We start from the raw sequence: 19,705 nt of genomic DNA on the forward strand, positions 1-19,705 counted from the left end.
GGCTTCGCCATCGCCATGGGCGGCGTGTTGATCCGTCCTGCTGCTTGGTGAGTTCGTCGTTGTTTTGGGCGCGGTGAAGGCAGTAATCAGCATCGCCGCCGATCGGCTGTCGGACCGGGTTGGGCGGTTCCGGCGCAACATGCCGGCCATGTGGATCTGCGGCGTCGGCGCGGCGATGGTGGTCCCGGGCACAGGTGCGCGGCGGGGGGCGGGCTTCGGCATGGCGCTGCCCTATCCCAAGCTCTCTGCCGCGGTGGCCGACATCACGCCGCGAGCCTGGCGCAGCATGGCCGCCGGCATGAACCATTTCCGGCGCGACCTTGGCCATGCCGTAGGCGCGCTGGAGCCTTGCTTCCCTGCAAGCCTTACGCAGGGGACATCGACCGCGTTCCGGTTCGTGGCGCTGTCGATGTTTCCCTCGGGCGCTGTGCTGTTCCAGCTGGGCAAGGAAGCCCAGCCACGGGTTGCCTGCGGACAGGTCCGGCCGGAAGCCGTGGTCAGACGGCCGGGCACGAGCCCTGAGGTGGCCAGAACGGGTGCAGCGCGTCGCGTACCGCAGGGTGGCAGTGCGGCGCGAATCCGTGTTCGCGCAGGTGCGGATGGTCGTGGGGCAGGTCCGCGTGGCTGTGGGTCAGCGCGGTTTCCTCGGCTGCGGGCCATAGGCGCCATGCCAGCAGGGTTCCCGCTGCGGCAAGTACCGCCATGACAAGGAAGGTCGCAGGCAGCCCGATCGCCGCCCCGGCCCGGCCCGCCAGCGGATAGGCGATCAGCCAGCAGGCGTGCGACAGCGCGAACTGTGCGGCAAACAGCGTCGGCCGCTCCTCGCCCGGGGCCGAACGGCGCAGAAGCCGCCCGGTGGGTGTCTGCACCAGCGCATAGCCGAAGCCCGTGACCAGCCACAGCGTCATCAGCGCGGGCAGCGCCCCTACCAGCGGTCCGGCCAGCATCGCAAGCGTAAGCAGCGCCCCCCCACCCAGCATCGCCGGGCGGTCGGGCATTCGGTCCAGAAGCTGCGGCAGGATCAGCGCCGCCGCCATCGACCCTGTCCCGAAGGCCGCGAGCGAAAGCGCCACCTGCGGCTCGCCCAGGCCGAGGCCGGCCTTCACGATCACCACGGTGTTGACAATCACCATTGCCCCCGCCGCCGCCACCGCAAGGTTCAGTGCCAGAAGGCCCCGCAGCCGCGGCGTGGCGAGATAGCGGCGCAGGCCCGCCGTGGTGCGGGCCCAGACCCCGCCCGCAGCCGGGGCTTGCGGCGCGGGCAGCCGCACCGTCATGACCAGCGCGGCCGAGGCGAGGAAGCCGATCACCGTGCCGCCGAATAGCGCCGGGAAGCTGACCACCGTGAGCAGCGCCGCCGCGAGCATGGGCGATACGAGGCTTTCGAGGTCATAGGCCAGCCGCGACAGCGACAGCGCGCGGGTATAGTCCGCCTCGTCGGGCAGGATGTCGGGAATGGTCGCCTGAAAGGCCGGGGTGAAGCCCGCCGAGGCCGCCTGCAAAAGGAAGATCAGCGCATAGACCTGCCAGACCTCGGTCACGAAGGGCAAGGCCAGCGCCACGGTGGCACGGATCAGGTCCAGTCCCACCAGCCAGGCCCGCCGCGGTACCCGCACCGCCAGCGCCGCGGCGAGCGGCGAGAGGGCCACATAGGCCACCATCTTGATCGCCAGTGCGGTGCCCAGAACCGCGCCCGCGTTGTCGCCCGCGATCCGCCAGGCCAGAAGCCCCAGCGCGACAGTGGCAAGTCCGGTGCCCACCAGTGCGATGACCTGGGCTGCAAAGAGGTGCCGGTAGGTTCGGTTGGAAAGAATCGAAAGCATGATATGTCCCCGGAAGGGTCGCACGAGTTGGCAGAGGCCGTCGAGGTCTTCAGGTTCCGGCACTGCCGGACTGTTGCCCCCGCTGTCATGACGCTGCCGATCAGGCACTATTGGCGGCAGATACGGTCCTTGCGGCAAGCCCGCAGTCGGGGCGTTCCCTCCCTTCACGTCAGGCGATAGCCAGGCCGCACCGCCTGTCCCAGGCCGTCGTCATCCCGCCGCAGGATAATGCGCGAAGACCTCCGCGGTTCCGTTCCTGCGGATCAGCAGAACGTCATAGGCCTCGCGCGCGCTTTCCGGACCCATTCCCGGAGAGCCATAGGGCATGCCGGGGACCGCCAGCCCGAGCGCATCGGGGCGCTCGGCCAGCAGCCGGCGGATATCGGCGGCCGGAACATGGCCCTCGATCGTGTAATCGCCGATGATGGCGGTGTGGCAGGAGGCAAGTTCATCCGGGATGCCGCGCTCGCGCTTGAAGGCCGACAGCGCGACGGGGCCGCGCTCTTCGAAGCTGACGGTGAAACCGTTGTCGCGCAGATGCCCGATCCAGCTGTTGCAGCAGCCGCAGTCCGGATCCTTGACCACATGGATCGTATGGGCGGCGCCTTCCGCAGCGGCCGCGAGCGGTGACATGGCCAGCAGCGCCGTTGCGCCCTTAAGCACCTTGCGGCGGCAAAGGTTGTGGCTGGACATCCGGTCCTCCTGTCCGTTTGCGCAGTCTTGCCCGGGCGAAGCATCAGATGGCCGCGACTGCCTTGGCCAGCAGGTCACGCACCTGCCCAGCCACGGCTTTCAGTCGATCGTTTCCGATGGCCTGCATCGAGGCCACCGGATCTATCGCGCTGACCTCGACCCCGCCCTGCACCTCGCGCAGGATGACGTTGCAGGGCAGCATCGCGCCGACGCGGGGCTCCAGCCCGATGGCCTGATGCGCCATCTTCGGATTGCAGGCGCCAAGGATGCGGTAGGCCGGCATCTCGACGTCGAGCTTCTTCTTCATCGTCGCCGCGACGTCGATTTCGGTCAGGACGCCGAAGCCGTGATCCGCCAGCGCCTTTCGCGTCCGCGCATCGACATCGTCAAGGCTGGACCCGGGGATCATGCGGTCGATCGTATAGGCCATTGCCACCCCGTATTTTCTATTTCCGAAGGTATTTGATCAGCGCCGCAATGGCCAGAACCAGCAACACCAGCACCAGCAGGCCCACAATCCAGCCAAAACCCATTCCCGGCCCCATTCCATATCCGTTCATCATCCGCTCCTCCTGATCGTCCGGTTGCGCATGCCGGCCGGCGAAATACCTTTGCCGCGGCCCGGGCCGGATGGTCCGCTGCGGCATCGATCACACGACTTCGCCGGCACCGGGTGCCAATTCCGTCATCGGCGGCGCCCAATTCCTGCGCTGCTGCGCGTGCCGACCGTTTGGCCGTTCGCTGCCTGGACCCGGATGGCCTGGCCGCGACGCGCGATCTGGCGTATCGGGCCAATCCCTGCAATCTGCGGGCCGGTGGTGGTCTGTGCGCGGCATCCGGCTGTCACGCTGGATCCGCACGATGAGTCCCGTCAAGCGTTTTCTGCAGCAGGGCCCTCGGCAACCAGCAGGCGACGCAGCGGGGCAAAGCAGCTCACTCGTGAGGGAATGCGGCGCGCATCCTGCGATCAAGGTTGCATTTGCCTGATGCAACCCGAAGTTTCGCTGATAAGTTCAGGCGAGGGCCGCAGGGAATGTGGCCGGAACCGGAGATTTTCAGGATGAACAAGCAGCAGCAGATCAACATCTGGTATTGGATCGCGGCCTTCCTGTTTCTGATGCTGTTCCAGTCGTGGTGGCAGGGGGCAAGCGTGACAGAGCGCATTCCCTATTCGCGCTTTCTGCAGCTTCTCGAGGAAAATCGCATCGCCGAGGTCCAGGTCGAGACAGAGCGGATCTTCGGCAGATACAAGGAGCCCCAGGACGGCGCGGAATTCTTCGTCACCAACATCGTGCCCGACGACCTGACCCGGCGGCTGGAACAGTCGGACGCGGCCTACGACGGCACGGTGACCAACACCTTCCTGAACATGCTCTTGTCCTGGGTGGTTCCGGTGGTGGTTCTGTTTGCGCTCTGGTCGTTCTTCTTCCGCCGCTTTGCCGAAAAGCAGGGCTTCGGCGGCATGATGACGGTCGGCAAGTCGAAGGCCAAGGTCTATGTCGAGAAAGACACGGGCGTCACCTTCGACGACGTGGCCGGCATCGACGAGGCGAAGGCTGAACTCCAGGAAATCGTCAGCTTCCTTAAGGAGCCGCAGAAATACGGCCGGCTGGGCGCGCGCATCCCCAAGGGCATCCTATTGGTGGGCCCGCCCGGCACCGGCAAGACCCTGGTCGCCCGCGCGATCGCCGGCGAGGCGGGGGTGCCCTTCTTCTCGATCTCGGGCTCGGAATTCGTCGAGATGTTCGTGGGCGTGGGCGCGGCGCGGGTGCGCGACCTGTTCGAGCAGGCGCGCAAGGCTGCCCCCTGCATCATCTTCATCGACGAGCTCGACGCGCTGGGCAAGAAGCGTGGCGTGGGCGCCTTCGGCGGCGGGCATGACGAGAAGGAGCAGACGCTGAACCAGCTTCTGACCGAGCTTGACGGCTTTGACCCGCGCGAGGGGATCGTGCTGCTGGCTGCGACCAACCGGCCCGAGATCCTGGACCCCGCGCTTCTGCGCGCCGGCCGGTTCGACCGGCAGGTGGTGGTGGACCGGCCCGACAAGGGGGGGCGCGCGGCGATCCTGAAGGTGCATCTGAAGAAGGTGAAGCACGAGGGTCTGGACGTGGACCAGATCGCCGCGCTGACACCGGGCTTTTCCGGTGCGGAACTGGCGAACCTGGTCAACGAGGCGGCGATCCAGGCCACCCGGCGGGGGGCCGAGGCCGTGACCATGCAGGACGTGACCGCCGCCATCGAACGGATCGTGGCGGGGCTGGAGCGCAAGGGGCGGCTTCTGAACCCGAAGGAACGCGAGGCCGTGGCCTGGCACGAGATGGGCCATGCGCTGGCGGCCGCTTCGCTGCCCGGCGCCGATCCCGTGCACAAGGTCTCGATCATCCCCCGCTCGATCGGCGCTCTGGGCTACACGATGACCCGGCCGACCGAGGACCGGTTCCTGATCACCCGGCAGGATCTGGAAAACCGCATGGTGGTGCTGCTGGCGGGCCGTGCGGCCGAGGATCTGGTGCTGGGCGAGATCTCGACCGGCGCGGCGGACGACCTTGCCCGGGTGACCGACATCGCCCGGCAGATCGTCACCCGCTTCGGGATGCATCCCCAGCTGGGCCAGGCGGTTCTGGAGGCGCAGCGGGCTAGTTTCCTGGGCGAGGACGGTGCGCCCGGTCTGACTGCGCGCGACTATTCCGAGGCGACAGCGCGCGAGGTGGACCTCGCCGTGCGCGACCTGATCGACCGCGCCTACCAGCGGGCAAAACAGGTGCTGACCTCCCGCCGCGCCGACCTGGAGGCGGGCACAAGGCTGCTGCTGGAGCGCGAGACGATCACGCCCGACGATTTCCCGGCCCTGCGGCCGGCACCGCTGGCGGCGGAGTAGGGCGATGTCGATCCGGTCGGACTGGAACGCCTTTGCCGACCGCTGGGCGGTGCTGACGCTGTACCAGCGGTTTGAACAGGCTGTCACGCTGTCGTTGTCGCTGCTGCTGATCGTCGTCATCCTGGCGGCGATGTGGAACCTGTTCCTGCGGGTGATGGTCGGGCTGGTCCTGGAAGGGTCGCTCGACCCGGCCGACCACCAGGTGTTCCAGTCCGTGTTCGGCGCGATCTTCACCGTGATCATCGCGCTGGAGTTCAAGCGGTCGATCGTCGTTTCGGTCGAAAGCCACGACACGGTGTTCCATGTCCGCACCGTGGTGCTGGTGGCGCTCCTCGCGCTTCTGCGCAAGTTCATCATCCTCGACCTGGACAAGACCGGGGCAGCCACCATTGCCGCCCTTGCCTTTGCCACGCTGGCACTGGGCGGCATCTACTGGATGATACGCTGGCAGGATGCAGGGCGCGCCCCGGCGCGTGACCTTGCGGCAGATCAAGGTGCGGCCGACAGGTCGATTCTACACAGACACGAATGATTGAACACCTGACGGAGGGTAAAGCATGCAAGGCAAATGCGACATCTGCGGAAAGCCGGCAACGGTGCGGGTCCGCGCCTCGGTCAACGGGCGCACGCAGAACATGGAACTGTGCGACGAGCATTACAGGGAGGTGTTGCGCCGGCAGGGACGCACGGCCTCGCCTCTGGAATCGCTGTTCGGCCGGCGCGGCGGCTTGTTCGAGGAATTCTTCGGCGACCAGCCCTTCCGCAGCCTGATGGAGGATGCGGGCTTCGATCTGCCGCCCCTGGGGGCTGCGGCCGGCGATGGGGACGATGACGAGGTGGTGGATGCCACCTTCGGCGACGAGGCCCCGCGTGCCCGCAGCGCCCGCCGTCAGGGGGGGGGCTTTGCCAGCAAGATCAGCGAGCAGGCCGAAAAACTGTTGCAGGAGGCCGCGCGCCATGCCGCCGACATGGGCCGGTCCGAGGTGGATACCGAACACCTGCTGCTGGCGCTGACCGGATCCGAAGTGGTGCGTACCGTGCTTGACCAGTTCAAGATCTCGGTCGATCAGCTGAAGTCCCAGATCGAGGCCGAGGCGAAGCGCGGCGAAAAACCGCACGAGGGCGAGATCGGCGTCAGCCCGCGGGTGAAGGATGCGCTCAGCCGTGCCTTCGGGGCCTCGACCGACCTCGGCCATTCCTATGTCGGCCCCGAACACCTGCTGATCGGCCTGGCCGAAGAAGGCGAGGGCCTGGCCGCCAACATGCTGAAAAAACTGGGCCTGACGCCACAGGCGCTGCGCCAGCAGGTCGCCCGCGTGGTGGGCAAGTCGGGTGCCGAGGACGGCAAGGCCGAAGCGCCAACCAACACCCCGGAGCTGGACAAGTATTCGCGCGACCTGACGAAGATGGCGCGCGATGGCAAGCTTGATCCGGTGATCGGCCGCGCGGCCGAGATCGAGACCACGATCGAGATCCTCGCCCGGCGCAAGAAGAACAACCCCGTGCTGATCGGCGAACCCGGCGTGGGCAAGACGGCCATCGTCGAGGGGCTGGCGCAGCGCATCGTCGAGGGCTCGGTACCCGAGGCGATCCGCGGCAAGCGTCTGGTTGAGCTGAACATAAACTCGATGGTCGCGGGGTCGAAATACCGCGGCGAGTTCGAGGAGCGGGTGCAGAAGATCCTCAAGGAAGTGACGGATCATCAGGGCGAGATGATCCTGTTCATCGACGAGCTGCACACCATCGTCGGCGCCGGCCAGGGCGGAGGCGAGGGGGGCCTCGACATCGCCAACGTGTTCAAGCCGATGCTGGCGCGGGGCGAACTGAACCTGATCGGCGCGACCACGCTGAACGAATACCAGAAGCACATAGAGAAGGACGCGGCCCTTGAACGCCGTTTCCAGCCGGTGATGGTGCCCGAACCGACCGTGGCCCAGGCGATCATGATCCTGCGCGGCCTGCGCGACACCTTCGAGGCGCACCACAAGGTCACGATCACCGACGAGGCCATCGTGGCGGCGGCGGAACTGTCCGATCGCTACATCCAGGGCCGCTTCCTGCCCGACAAGGCGATCGACCTGATCGACCAGGCCGCGGCGCGGGTGAAGCTGTCGGCCACGGCCCGCCCGGTCGAAGTGCAGGAGATCGAGGCCGAACTGCATCAGCTGCGGCGCGAGCAGGACTATGCCGCAGCGCGCAAGAACTATGACAAGGCCGCCGAGATCGGCAAGCAGATCGAGGCGAAGGAAGCGACGCTGAAGGAGCTGACCGAGGCCTGGGAAAAGGCGCGTGCCACCGGGACGGCCGAGGTGCTGGCGACCCATGTCGCGCAGATCGTCTCGAAGCTGACCGGCATCCCGGTCGATGAACTGACCGAGGAGGAACGCGCCAAGCTTCTGAAGATGGAAGAGCGTCTCCACGAACGGGTCATCGGACAGGAAGAGGCGATCCGGGCTGTCTCGGACGCGGTCCGGCTGGCGCGCGCGGGGCTGCGCGAGGGCTCGAAACCCGTCGCCACCTTCCTCTTCCTCGGTCCGACCGGCGTCGGCAAGACCGAACTCGCCAAGGCGCTGGCCGAAGTCGTCTATGGCGACGAGGATGCGATGATCCGCATCGACATGTCGGAATACATGGAAAAGCACACCGTCGCCCGCCTGATCGGCGCCCCGCCGGGCTATGTGGGCTATGACGAGGGCGGGCAGCTGACCGAGAAGGTGCGCCGCAAGCCCTATTCGGTCATCCTTCTGGACGAGATCGAGAAGGCGCATCCCGATGTCTACAACGTCCTGCTTCAAGTCTTCGACGACGGGCGCCTCACCGATGGCAAGGGCCGCGTGGTGGACTTCACCAACACCATCATCATCGCCACGTCGAACCTCGGCGCCGACCGGATCCAGAAGCGGCTTCTCTTGCGCGGCACGGCGGCCGAGCAGCCCGAGAAATTGAAGGCCGAGCTGATGGAAGTGCTGCGCGGCCACTTCCGACCCGAGTTCCTGAACCGGCTGGACGACATCATCGTCTTCCACAGCCTGACAAAGGACGAGATCCGGCAGATCGTGCTGTTGCAGCTTGGCAGGGTCACGCGCACGGCTCAGTCGCAGGGGGTGAAGATCATCTTCGACGACAGCCTGATCGATATGCTCGCGGCCGAAGGCTTCCGCCCGGAATATGGCGCGCGCGAGTTGAAGCGTCAGATCCGCAGTCTGGTCGAGACGCGCCTTGCCCGCGCCATGCTGGGCGGCGAGGTGGCGCAGGGCGATCAGGTGCGGATCAGCTGGGACAAGACGGCCGAGCAGGTGCGGATCGAGCCGGTGACGACCGCAAGACCAGCGGCCGAAGCGGCGGAAAACCCGCCTTCGGGCGGGAAACCGGAAGCCGGTGCCTGAAGGATCGACGGCGGTGGCGCAGGCCACCGCCGTTTTCGCAACCATATGAAAACGAATATGAATATTCGGTCCGTCAGCCTCTTGAAATCACCGCGGGGCCTTCCTTCATTAAGGCCGAACGCCCGCGAGGGGTTCACGCAAGGTGACGGGTCTGGCCCAAGCGGCAGGCCACCGGGGGTGCCGATCTGGACCCCGCAAGGTGACGTCCGACTCCAGAGCGGGGGGCAGTCGAACGCCTCCCTCCCGTCCTTCGTGGCCGCCTTCGGGCCGTCCACAAGGAGGTGAACATGCTCTACAGGACTGCACTTTACCCTGCTGATCCCTTTGCTCTGATGCGGCGGCTGTCCGAGGATCTGGACAGCGCCTTTGGTGCGCCGCGCCCCTTCCCGGCGCTGAACGTCTGGCAGAATGACGAAGCAGCGGCCATCACCGCCGAACTTCCCGGCGTCGAACCCGCCGACATCGACATCCAAGTGAAGGACAATATCCTGACGCTATCAGGCGAACGCAAGGCGCCCGAACTGCCCGAAGGCGCAACCTGGCATCGACGCGAGCGGGCCTTCGGCCGCTTCACCCGTGCGATCCGGTTGCCCTTCCGCGTCGATCCCGAGAAGGTCGAGGCCCGCTTTGCCGACGGTGTGCTGCGCATTGCCGTGGGCCGCCCGGAAGAGGACAAGCCCCGCCGCATCGAGATCAAGGCCGCCTGAAAGAGGAGGACCAGACAATGACCACCGAAGTTGCGAAGGCCCCCGAACAGACCCCGGCCGAAGCTGCGGCCGAAACCACCCGCAACCGCCCGGTCTGGCGGCCGCTGACCGATATTGTCGAGACCAGGGAAGGCGTGACGCTGATGCTCGAACTGCCCGGCGTGGCGGCCGATGACGTGGATGTCGCGTTGGAAAAGCGGGTGCTGACCATCCGCGCCCGTTCGCACGATGCCGGCCCCGACAAGCTGCGCCTGGCCCATGCCGAGTATGAGCCGGGCGATTACGAACGTGCCTTCACTCTGTCCGAGGATTTCGATGCCGAGCGCATCGAAGCTGAAATGAAGAACGGCGTGCTGACCCTGCGCCTGCCGCGCAGCGAGGCCACCCAGCCGAAGATGATCAAGGTCAAGGCCGCCTGAGCCAAGGAAAGGAGGATTGTGATGAAGATCAAGGATCTGATTCCCTGGGCGCGCAAGGACGAACCCGCCCGCCCCGAAACGCAGGACAACCCCATCGCCGTCCTGCAACGCGAAATGAACCAGGTCTTCGAAGGGTTCTGGAACCGCTTCGGCAAGTCCTTCGGTGACCTCGACTGGCCCTGGGGCCATTCCGAGGCAAAGTCGGACGTTGTGCAGACCGACAATGCGATCGAAATTTCGATCGAGCTGCCCGGCATGAGCATGGAGGATGTCGAGGTCACTGTGACCGACGACCTGCTGACCGTGAAGGGCGAGAAGAAGATCGAGCGGCAGGAGGAGAAGAAGGGCTATTACCTCTCCGAACGCAGCTACGGCGCGATCTGGCGGACGATCCCGCTGCCGCCCGGAACCGACGGGTCGAAGGCAGAAGCAACCTTCAAGAACGGCGTGCTGACCGTGCGTCTGCCGCAGACACCCGAGGCACAGGCCCGCGTCAAGCATATCGAGGTCAAGGCCGGATGATCCGGCGCTGGGTGCGGACGCCGCCATGGCGCCCGCCCCCCGTTCTTCCAAGACGTGACTTTCCCTTTTCGTTCTGCATCATCAGGAGTTTGGCATGTCATCCCGAACATTCCTCGCGCGCGGTCGGGCCGCGCTGGTCGCCCTGTCACTTGGGGTAAGCGCGGCAGTCGCCGAGGTGCCGGCGCTGCCGTCGGGCAACTTCGACGCCGATGCTCGCGGCATTCCCACGCTTGCGCCGGTGATCGGCAGGGTGGCTGAAGCCGTCGTTAACATATCGGTCCTTTCGGAACGACCGGCCGCGACGACCCCGTTGTTCCGTGACCCGTTCTTTGCGCCCTTCCTGCCGCCGGTTCCGCCCGAAGGACCCGTCGAACGCCAGATGAGCGCCGGATCTGGCGTCATCGTGGACGCGGAAAAGGGTTACGTGCTGACCAACAACCACGTCATCGCCGATGCGACCGAAATTCGCGTCGGACTGCGCGACGGGCGCAGCCTGACGGCAGAACTTGTGGGCACCGATCCGGCAACCGACATCGCCGTGCTGAAGGTTCCGTCCGAGGGTTTGACCGCAATCGAACCGGGGGATTCCGATCAGCTTCTGGTGGGCGACTATGTCGTGGCGATCGGAAATCCCTTCAACCTGGGCCAGACCGTGACCCTTGGCATTGTTTCGGCGCTGGGGCGGTCGGGGATCAACCCGCAGGGATACGAGGATTTCATTCAGACCGATGCCTCGATCAATCCCGGCAACTCCGGTGGCGCGCTGATCACGCTGGACGGCAGGCTTGTGGGTATCAACACTGCGATCATCGCGCCGAATGGTGGCGGAAATGTCGGCATCGGCTTTGCCGTCCCGGTCAACATGGCACTGGCCGTGATGGAACAGCTGGTCGAACACGGTGCCGTCAGCCGCGGCAAGCTGGGGGTGGCGATCCAGGATCTGACCCCTGATCTGGCCGAGGCGATGGCGCTGGATGCCGAAGCAGGGGTTGTGGTCGGCAGCGTCGAGCCGGGCAGCGCCGCCGACAAGGCTGGATTGCGCGCAGGCGACGTGATCCTGTCGATCGACGGCCACACCCTGCGCGGTTCGGCCGATCTGCGCGGTCGGGTGGGCATGAAGCGGCCGGGCGACGAGGTTACCCTGGACGTGCTGCGCGGCCAGGAGCGTCTGCGGATCGCCGCCAGACTTGATGAGCTGGGGGCAGGGGGCGCGACCCTTCAATCCGGCGCGGGTGGCGAAGTCGAACTTTCCGGTCTGCTGTTGCGCCCACTTGGCCCGGACATGCCCGGCTATGGCCTGGTCGAAGGATTATCGGTCGTGTCGGTCGCCCCGCAAAGCCCGGCAGAGCGTGCCGGCATCCGCCCGGGCGACGTGGTGCTGGCGGTGAACCGGCGTCCGGTTGCCACGCCCGAGGATCTGGCCGCCGCGCTGGATGCATCGCGAGGCAACGCGGTGGCACTGCTGGTCTGGCGTGACGGCAGAGAGCAGTTCGTGATCCTGCCGCGCTGAAGCTGCACCGCCCTGCACGGACTGCGGGGCGGTGTTCCCCCCGGACTTTGCGCTGTAGCTGAGGCAGAAAAGGCAAGCGCCGACGGCGCAGGCACATCACCCGGTCTCGTGCACCAGATGAACAGGCTGGTGCATCCGTCTGATCCTCCGGGGCATGGCGGGCCCGGCCTAGGTTGGCGTCGGCATGGTCGCGGGGCCGGAGATGACACTGGCCATCGCCGCGCGGGCAAGTTGAAAACGGGCGGCGCATGTCAGCGCCACCCGTTTGTTTTGTGCGCAGACCGCTCAGAACGCCGAGGTCAGGCCGGCATTGATCGCGCTGTGACGCGGGTTGAAGACCGAATCTGCAACGCTGTTCAGCGGTGCTTCCGTCCCTTTCGAGCCAAGCGGGATCGTCAGACCCAGTCGGATCGTGTCCATATTGCCGACGTCGGTGCCAAGCACCGACAGATCGGTCCGCGCCAGTTCCAGCGACACGGTCGAGTTGACACCGCCCATTTCGGGCAGGGCATAGCCCAGGCCAAGACCCATGGTCGTTGCGTCGGCCTCGATGAGGTCCAGGGACGTCTTGCTGACACCACCGAAGACCGAAATCTGGTCACTCACGGAATAGCTTGCCGCGAGGCCTGCGAAATCCAGATCGATGTCTATGCCGGGGGTGTCGATGGTCGTCCGCAGGAAGGCCGCACCCAGTGTCAGGCCTGCGACAGCGGAGTATTTCGCCGTAAGCCCGAAATCCTCGAAATCAATATCAGGGCTGAGCGATGGACTTGTCTTCGACTGGCCAACGAAGGCACCGAATTCCAGACCTTCCATCTGGTAGCCGGCTGTGACCCCGGTCGATTTCAGCGAAATGTCGATCGGCAGGATATCCGCGCCAGCGTTCAGCTGCTCGTGATAAAGCCCAAGCGACACGCCACTTGCAAAGCCGTAGCCCCCACGCAGTCCGACGAAGTCGGCGCTAAGGTCGAAGGGAACGTCGTCGATCTTGACGCCGACATGGCCTGCATCGACGCCGAAAGTGAACCCGCTCTCAAAGGTAAAGTCCAGTCGCCCTTCAAGGCTGTTGGTCCGGATATCCTGCGAGATATCAGAAAGGTCGTGGAAACCAAGACCAAGAGTTGCCGCGCCAGAGAATGAGATGTCCTGCGCTGCGGTCAGCGTGGGTGCCGAAATCGCTGCAAAACACAAGAAAAGCTTGCCTGTCATTGTATGCCTCTCAGTTTATGCGCCAGAATTATCTGGCGGGTTATTGTATATTAACTTTTTGAGAGGCCGCCCGCACGTTCGCAACCTTGGGATCGGTTGCACCCGACAGCTTGGCAAACCCTGTACCAGATTTGCATCACCTGCCAAACCGCTGCCCTGCCGGGTGGACTAATGGCCGTGCCTCGCGACACTGCCTTCAGACCAGCCTCGACACCTCTACTGCGGCCCGGATGAAATCGGCAAACAGGGGGTGCGGGGCGAAGGGTTTTGACTTCAGCTCGGGGTGGAACTGTACGCCGATGAACCAGGGGTGATCCTTCACCTCGACGATCTCGGGCAGTCGGCCGTCCGGGGACATGCCGCTGAAGATCAGGCCGCATTTTTCAAGCTGGTCGCGATACTGGATGTCCACCTCATAGCGGTGGCGGTGGCGTTCCTCGATCGTGGTTGTCCCATAGACCTGCGCCGCCTTAGACCCTTCCTTCAGGTTGGCGGTGTAGGCCCCCAGCCGCATCGTGCCGCCCTTGGCGTCATCGGCCTTGCGGCGGACGGTGTGGTTGCCCTGGATCCATTCCTTGAGGTGATAGACAACCGGAGTGAACCGTTTTTCGCCGGCCTCGTGATCGAATTCCTCGGACCCCGCATTCGCCAGACCCACCAGGTTGCGAGCGGCCTCGATCACTGCCATCTGCATGCCAAGGCAGATGCCGAGATAGGGGATCTTCTTTTCCCGGGCATAGCGGGCAGCCTTGATCTTGCCTTCCGTCCCGCGTTCGCCGAAGCCGCCGGGGACAAGTATGGCGTGAAAGCGCTCCAGCCAGGGCGCGGGATCTTCGCGTTCGAAGATCTCGGCATCGATCCATTCGGCGCGAACCTTCGTGCGGTTTGCCATTCCGCCGTGGGTCAGCGCCTCGGCGATCGACTTGTAGGCGTCTTCCAGCTGCGTGTACTTGCCGACGATGGCCACGCGCACCTCGCCCTCGGGGTGGGTGAGGCGGTCCATCACGTCTTCCCAGCGGGCGAGGTTGGGTTTTGGTGCCGGCGTGATGCCGAAGGCGTCAAGCACCGCCTGGTCAAGGCCGGCGCGGTGGTAGGCAAGGGGTGCCTCATAGATGGTCTTCAGGTCGTAGGCGGGGATTACCGCCTCTTTCCGCACGTTGCAGAACAGCGCGATCTTTTCCCGTTCGCGGTCAGGGATCGGATGCTCCGAGCGGCAGACAAGGACATCGGGCGCAAGTCCGATGCTTTGCAGTTCCTTCACGCTGTGCTGGGTGGGCTTGGTCTTGAGTTCGCCCGAGGCCGAAAGATACGGCAGAAGCGTCAGGTGCATCAGGATCGACTGGCCGCGCGGGCGTTCGTGGATGAACTGGCGGATCGCCTCGAAGAAGGGCAGGCCCTCGATGTCGCCGACCGTGCCGCCGATCTCGCACAGCATGAAATCGACCTCGTCGTCGCCGATCCTCAGGAAGTCCTTGATTTCGTTGGTGACGTGCGGGATGACCTGGATCGTCTTGCCCAGATAGTCGCCGCGCCGTTCCTTCTCCAGCACGTTGGAATAGATCCGGCCGGAGGAGATGGAATCGGTCTGCCGCGCATGCACCCCGGTAAATCGTTCATAGTGGCCGAGGTCCAGGTCGGTTTCCGCCCCGTCGTCGGTGACGAAGACCTCGCCATGCTCGAAGGGCGACATCGTTCCGGGATCGACATTCAGGTAGGGGTCAAGCTTGCGCAGCCGCACGGTATAGCCGCGTGCCTGCAACAACGCCCCAAGGGCAGCAGAGGCCAGACCCTTGCCCAACGAGGAAACCACGCCGCCAGTGATGAAGATGTATCGCGCCAAGGCCGGGCCTCCCGTGTATCAAACGCGATTCGGGCCAGGTGGAATCGCGGCACCACGGGAGTTGAGGTATATCCGCTCCCGTCAGAATAGGCAACGCCCGCCGCTAGATGATGCGGGCATCACGGTGGTCGGAACCACAGATTGTGGCCTCAGGGCGTCCCTGACTGTCCGGCCGGGGCAGGTTCGTCGGCCCGGGGCGCTGTTGCGGGTGCATCGCCCACCTTCGGCGGGAGCAGGTCGCCGGTCAGGCCCGGGGGCAGGGCAGGGGCCTCCGTCGCGGGAGTCTGACTTGCCGGAGCCTCGGTTGAAACGCGATCGACGACCGATCCCTGGTTGGACCCGCGCGTGGCCAGGATTGTCAGCGTGATCGACGTGATGATGAAGCAGATCGCAAAAAGCCAGGTCAGCTTGGTCAAAGCCGTCGCCTGTCCGCGGGCCGACATCGCACCGCCACCGCCGCCAATCCCTAGGCCGCCGCCTTCCGAGCGCTGAAGAAGCACGACGCCGATAAGCAGCAGGGCAAGGATCAGGTGGATGGTGAGGACGACGTTTTCCAAGGGGCGCTCCAGCGGCTGACGCGCCTATCTAGGCGGAAGGGGGAGACTGTGCAAGCCTTCTGCCCTGCCCCTACCGACCCGGGCGCAAACTGACAGGGCATCGATCCGTGCCGGATTGGTGCGGCCGTCAATTCTGCGCGGCTGGCCCGTCCGCGAAACGCGGCGGTTCCATCGGTCGAAGTATCCACCGGAAATCATGGCCGATGAAGGGAAGCTTCGGGCAGACGGTCAAGGGCCGGGTTCGCGGGTCTGATCCCAGAGTTGGACCCCGGCGCCGCGCCTTAGTTCGCCGGGCGGTGGACATCGCCGCGCGATTGCCTGTTGAACCTCTTCGGCGATTTCCGGGTTTCCCCCCCGCTTGCCGGTCGCTATACCCCGCATGGTTTGTGTCAGACTCGGGGAAGAAGATGGCCAACGTCGTCGTGGTGGGCGCCCAGTGGGGCGATGAGGGCAAGGGCAAGCTGGTCGACTGGCTGTCCGAGCGCGCCGACGTGATCGCCCGGTTCCAGGGTGGGCACAATGCCGGGCATACGCTGGTGATCGGCGACACGGTCTACAAGCTGTCTCTGCTGCCCAGTGGCATCGTTCGGTCGGGCAAGCTGTCGGTGATCGGCAACGGTGTGGTCGTCGATCCGTGGCATCTGGTGGCCGAGATCGAGAAGCTGCGCGGTCAGGGGGTCGAGATCACGCCCGAGAACCTGATGGTCGCCGAAAACGCAAGCCTGATCCTGCCGATCCACGGCGAGCTGGACCGGGGCCGCGAGGCGCAGACTTCGGTGGCAAAGATCGGCACCACCGGGCGCGGGATCGGTCCGGCCTATGAGGACAAGGTCGGTCGCCGGGCGATCCGGGTGGCGGACCTGTTCGATGCGGCGACGCTGGATCTTCGGATCGGGCGGTTGCTGACCCACCACAACGCACTGCGGGCCGGTCTGGGGCTTGACCCGGTGGATCCGGAAAAGCTGAAGGCACAGCTGCTTGAGATCGCGCCCAGGCTGAAACCCTATGCGGGCCCGGTGTGGAAGGTGCTGAACGAAGCGCGGCGGACGGGCAAGCGCATCCTGTTCGAGGGGGCGCAGGGTTCGCTTCTCGACATCGACTATGGCACCTATCCCTATGTTACCTCTTCCAACACCATCGCCGGGCAGGCGGCGACCGGGACGGGGCTGGGGCCGACGGCCATCGACTTCGTGCTGGGCATCGTCAAGGCCTATACGACGCGGGTCGGCGAAGGTCCGTTCCCGGCGGAACTGCATGACGAGGACGGCCAGCGGCTTGGCGAACGCGGGCACGAATTCGGCACCGTGACCGGGCGCAAGCGCCGCTGCGGCTGGTTCGACGCGGTGCTGGTGCGGCAGACCTGCGCCACCTCGGGCGTGTCGGGGATCGCGCTGACCAAGCTTGACGTGCTGGACGGGTTCAAGCGGCTCAAGATCTGTGTGGGCTACGATCTGGACGGGCAGCGGCTGGATTACCTGCCGATCGCCGCCGAAGAACAGGCGCGCTGCAAGCCGATCTACGAAGAGATGGAAGGCTGGTCCGAAACCACCGCAGGGGCGCGGTCCTGGGCAGAGCTGCCCGGCGCGGCGATCAAGTACGTGCGACGGATCGAGGAGTTGATCCAGTGCCCGGTCGCGCTACTGTCCACCTCGCCCGAACGCGACGACACGATCCTGGTGACCGACCCCTTCGCCGACTGACGGCGGGGGTTGACGGCCCTTTCGGAAGGATGAACATGGCTCTCAGCTACAAGGCCCGCAAGCGTTGGGCTCTGGTGATCCTGCTGGTCGGAATGCCGATTTATGTGGTGGTGGCCGTCAATCTGATCGACCTGATCGAGCGGCCTTCGGTTCCGGTCGAACTGGCGATCTATGTGGGGCTGGGCTTTCTCTGGGCCTTGCCGTTCCGGTTCATCTTTCGTGGTATCGGGCAAGCCGACCCCGATGCAAAGGCAGACGGGAACGACCCGTCCGCCTGATACCGGCCTGCTGCCCTGTCAGGCAAGACGCCGTGCTTCGGTCAGGTAGGGCGAATGTTCGGCCAAGGCATACTGACCACGGCTGACCTTTTCGATACGGCCGGTGCGCAGAAGCGTGCCGAAGCTTCGCAGACCTTCCTCGCGGCTGACCGGCTTGCCCCCGGCGCTGGCCATCAGACGGCGCATCAGTTGCGGCCGGGTGAACTGCTCGCGCTTTTCGACGCAGGTGGCATAGGCAGCGGCAGCCTCCAGCATGTCTGTCATCGACTTGACGCCGACCATGTCGGCGAAGCTGGCAAGCCCTGCCTCATGCACTTCGGGCAGATCCTCGTCCAGGTCTTCTTCGTCGTCGAAGTCGGTGGTGCCGGTCCGGGCTGGCTGTTCCAGCACGACCTTCTGTTGCGGCATCATCGTGCCGGACATGGCCGCGCCCACGCCGATCGCGCCGGTCAGGCGTCCGGATCGTGCGCCAGCCGCTGGCTGCGCATCCGCCGCGGGTTGTGCGCCCGGCACCGGTGCGGGCGTTGCCGGCGGCGCATCGATGCGGTCAATGCGCTGTTCCGACACCAGAACCAGTGGCGGCGGGCTGACCATGCCGGGACGGATCGTGCCGGGGCGGGTCTCCTGAGGGCGAACCGACACGGTCTTTCGGCGTGGCTTGACGTTGGTCGTGTCGGCTGCGGAAGGTTCGGGATCGGGCTGCACCACCTGTGCAAGGACATCGCGGTAGGGATCCAGCCTGGTTTCCGCATCGGGCTTCGGCGGCTTTCCGGTCGCGGCGCGGTCCGCCTCGGTCGCCGCGACGGCAGCTTTCATGTGGGCGATCGAGTCAAGCCTGCGACGGTTGCCTTCTTCGGCCATGACATCATCGGCCTGACGAAGAAGGCGTGCCACCTCGGCATCTTCGCCGTCCGGCTTGACGGTGCGGGTTGCGCTTGCTTCCTCGGATGCTTCATCGCCGGGATGGATGCGCACCACCCGCGAGTTGACCCGCCTTGCCTTTCCGGCCTGTTTCGCCCCGGCGTGCGCAACGTCCTGGTCGGGCGAGGCTTCGGTCTCATCCGGTTCTGCGCTGCTGCCGAGGCCTGTATCCTCGCCAACGGCAGCGGCCTGCGAAAGGGCGGGCGCCTCTTCTGTCGCGGTGATCGTTTGCGCAAGATCGGTGGACTGGGCAGGCACATCATCTGTGCCTGACGCCGTGCCATCCGCCATGGCTTCGGCAAGCGGATCCTCGAGCAAGGCCACGTCCAGGGTTGCCGGCGTCTCGGGGGAATCCTCCGGCAGGATGTCTTCGACGATCGAACCGGCCTCTGCCACGGTTCCGGCAGGCCCTTCGGCCGGCTCCTCTGAAAGGCTGGCGGCAATCCCCGTCTCGTCAGATGCGGACGGTGTTACTGCCGGCGTCGCAACGGGTTCGACATCGGGCAGATCGGCGGACTGAACAGCATCGGACACGTCCGAAAGAAGCAGCGCCTCGTCGGTTTCGACCAGCCAGCTGTCAACAGACGAGGCGTTTCCGGCTGCCTGCCCCGCAGGTTCCTCTGTGGCCTGCCCGGTCGTTCCTTCGTCGGGGGCGTGGAGCAGGGTGCCGAGCCGGCCGAGGATGTCGCTGCCGGCATCGGCCGCAAGATCGGCGGTCAGATCCACCGCTTCGATATCGTCGCCGGCGGCCACGAATGGTGCCAGCGCCTCTTCGGCCATGGGGGCGGTGATCGACCGGGGATCAACTGACTGACGGATGCGCGCAAGCTTGGCCGCCACGCCGGAGGGGATGATTTCCTGCAATGCGGGTTCGGCTGAGACAGCTGCAAGTTCGGCGACCTTGGCCGCAGGGGCCGGTGCAGCGCCTTCCTGCGGAAGGCGCGGGCGGCCGGTGATTCGTGCCTTGGGGCCTTCGGCTTCTGGTTCGGGTCGCGGTCGAAGGGTTACGCCGGTGTCGCGCACCTTGGCGTCCACAAGGCGGGAAACCTCGCGTTCGGCGATGCGGTGCAGCATGGCAGCGTCCGGTTGCGGCGGTTCTGCCCCGAAATACCGATCTTCGGCCGCAAGGTCGCGGAAATATTCGGCGATTGCCTTCATCGTGTCGAATGGGTCATCGAAACCCTCCAGCGTGCAGCTGAATGTGCCGTAGGACACTGTCAGGATCTTGCTTTCACTGGTCATGACTGGACAGCCTCTCGCCT

General features: G+C 65.5%; 16 protein-coding genes. 9 read left to right on the forward strand and 7 right to left on the reverse strand.

All coding sequences use genetic code 11. From position 1 onward, the window contains the following. Positions 1-497 precede the first annotated feature (497 nt). The 3 genes from EZM81_RS15835 to EZM81_RS15845 form a co-directional block, all read right to left on the reverse strand. Positions 498-1,823 (reverse strand): MFS transporter, encoded by a 1,326-nt coding sequence (locus tag EZM81_RS15835; protein WP_136646377.1) that lies wholly within the window; start codon positions 1,821-1,823, stop codon positions 498-500. Positions 1,824-2,033: 210 nt separating this feature from the next. Then, positions 2,034-2,516, reverse strand: a complete 483-nt coding sequence (locus EZM81_RS15840; protein WP_136646378.1) for a DUF411 domain-containing protein — start codon at positions 2,514-2,516, stop codon at positions 2,034-2,036. 43 nt (positions 2,517-2,559) lie between these two features. Beyond that, positions 2,560-2,946, reverse strand: a complete 387-nt coding sequence (locus tag EZM81_RS15845; protein WP_136646379.1) for a DUF302 domain-containing protein — start codon at positions 2,944-2,946, stop codon at positions 2,560-2,562. Between the two features lie 630 nt (positions 2,947-3,576). On the opposite strand from EZM81_RS15845, the gene ftsH reads away from it, so the two are divergent. From ftsH to EZM81_RS15880, 7 genes are all read left to right on the forward strand, one after another. Further along, on the forward strand, positions 3,577-5,394 hold the full coding sequence (gene ftsH / locus EZM81_RS15850; RefSeq protein ID WP_136646380.1) for an ATP-dependent zinc metalloprotease FtsH: 1,818 nt from the start codon (positions 3,577-3,579) through the stop codon (positions 5,392-5,394). A gap of 4 nt (positions 5,395-5,398) precedes the next feature. Then, complete coding sequence (locus EZM81_RS15855; protein WP_135451159.1) at positions 5,399-5,926, forward strand: phosphate-starvation-inducible PsiE family protein; 528 nt, start codon at positions 5,399-5,401, stop codon at positions 5,924-5,926. 25 nt (positions 5,927-5,951) lie between these two features. Then, positions 5,952-8,780, forward strand: a complete 2,829-nt coding sequence (locus tag EZM81_RS15860) for an ATP-dependent Clp protease ATP-binding subunit (RefSeq protein ID WP_135451160.1) — start codon at positions 5,952-5,954, stop codon at positions 8,778-8,780. Positions 8,781-9,067: 287 nt separating this feature from the next. Beyond that, positions 9,068-9,487 carry an Hsp20/alpha crystallin family protein gene (locus EZM81_RS15865; RefSeq protein WP_135451161.1) on the forward strand — a complete coding sequence of 140 codons (420 nt, stop codon included), beginning with the start codon at positions 9,068-9,070 and terminating at the stop codon, positions 9,485-9,487. 17 nt (positions 9,488-9,504) lie between these two features. After that, a complete protein-coding gene (locus tag EZM81_RS15870) occupies positions 9,505-9,906 on the forward strand; it encodes an Hsp20/alpha crystallin family protein (RefSeq protein WP_136646381.1) in 402 nt (133 codons plus the stop codon). A gap of 21 nt (positions 9,907-9,927) precedes the next feature. Next, positions 9,928-10,428: an Hsp20/alpha crystallin family protein gene (locus EZM81_RS15875; protein WP_135451163.1), complete on the forward strand. Its 501-nt coding sequence runs from the start codon at positions 9,928-9,930 to the stop codon at positions 10,426-10,428. Between the two features lie 94 nt (positions 10,429-10,522). Further along, positions 10,523-11,938, forward strand: a complete 1,416-nt coding sequence (locus EZM81_RS15880; RefSeq protein ID WP_136646382.1) for a Do family serine endopeptidase — start codon at positions 10,523-10,525, stop codon at positions 11,936-11,938. 285 nt (positions 11,939-12,223) lie between these two features. On the opposite strand, the gene EZM81_RS15885 is transcribed toward EZM81_RS15880, so the two are convergent. From EZM81_RS15885 to secG, 3 genes are all read right to left on the reverse strand, one after another. Continuing rightward, a complete protein-coding gene (locus tag EZM81_RS15885) occupies positions 12,224-13,147 on the reverse strand; it encodes a porin (RefSeq protein WP_136646383.1) in 924 nt (307 codons plus the stop codon). Between the two features lie 196 nt (positions 13,148-13,343). Further along, a complete protein-coding gene (locus tag EZM81_RS15890; RefSeq protein ID WP_135450336.1) occupies positions 13,344-14,987 on the reverse strand; it encodes a CTP synthase in 1,644 nt (547 codons plus the stop codon). A gap of 149 nt (positions 14,988-15,136) precedes the next feature. Next, positions 15,137-15,544 (reverse strand): preprotein translocase subunit SecG, encoded by a 408-nt coding sequence (gene secG / locus EZM81_RS15895; protein WP_136646384.1) that lies wholly within the window; start codon positions 15,542-15,544, stop codon positions 15,137-15,139. Between the two features lie 407 nt (positions 15,545-15,951). On the opposite strand from secG, the gene EZM81_RS15900 reads away from it, so the two are divergent. Both EZM81_RS15900 and EZM81_RS15905 read left to right on the forward strand, forming a co-directional pair. Then, positions 15,952-17,244 carry an adenylosuccinate synthase gene (locus tag EZM81_RS15900; RefSeq protein WP_136646385.1) on the forward strand — a complete coding sequence of 431 codons (1,293 nt, stop codon included), beginning with the start codon at positions 15,952-15,954 and terminating at the stop codon, positions 17,242-17,244. 35 nt (positions 17,245-17,279) lie between these two features. After that, complete coding sequence (locus EZM81_RS15905; RefSeq protein ID WP_135450350.1) at positions 17,280-17,522, forward strand: DUF2842 domain-containing protein; 243 nt, start codon at positions 17,280-17,282, stop codon at positions 17,520-17,522. A gap of 18 nt (positions 17,523-17,540) precedes the next feature. Here the strand turns inward: EZM81_RS15905 and EZM81_RS15910 are convergent, their stop codons facing one another. Further along, positions 17,541-19,685 (reverse strand): hypothetical protein, encoded by a 2,145-nt coding sequence (locus tag EZM81_RS15910; protein WP_136646386.1) that lies wholly within the window; start codon positions 19,683-19,685, stop codon positions 17,541-17,543. Between the last annotated feature and the right edge of the window lie 20 nt (positions 19,686-19,705).

The sequence above is a fragment of the Tabrizicola sp. YIM 78059 genome (assembly GCF_004959785.1).
Taxonomy (GTDB): domain Bacteria; phylum Pseudomonadota; class Alphaproteobacteria; order Rhodobacterales; family Rhodobacteraceae; genus Tabrizicola; species Tabrizicola caldifontis.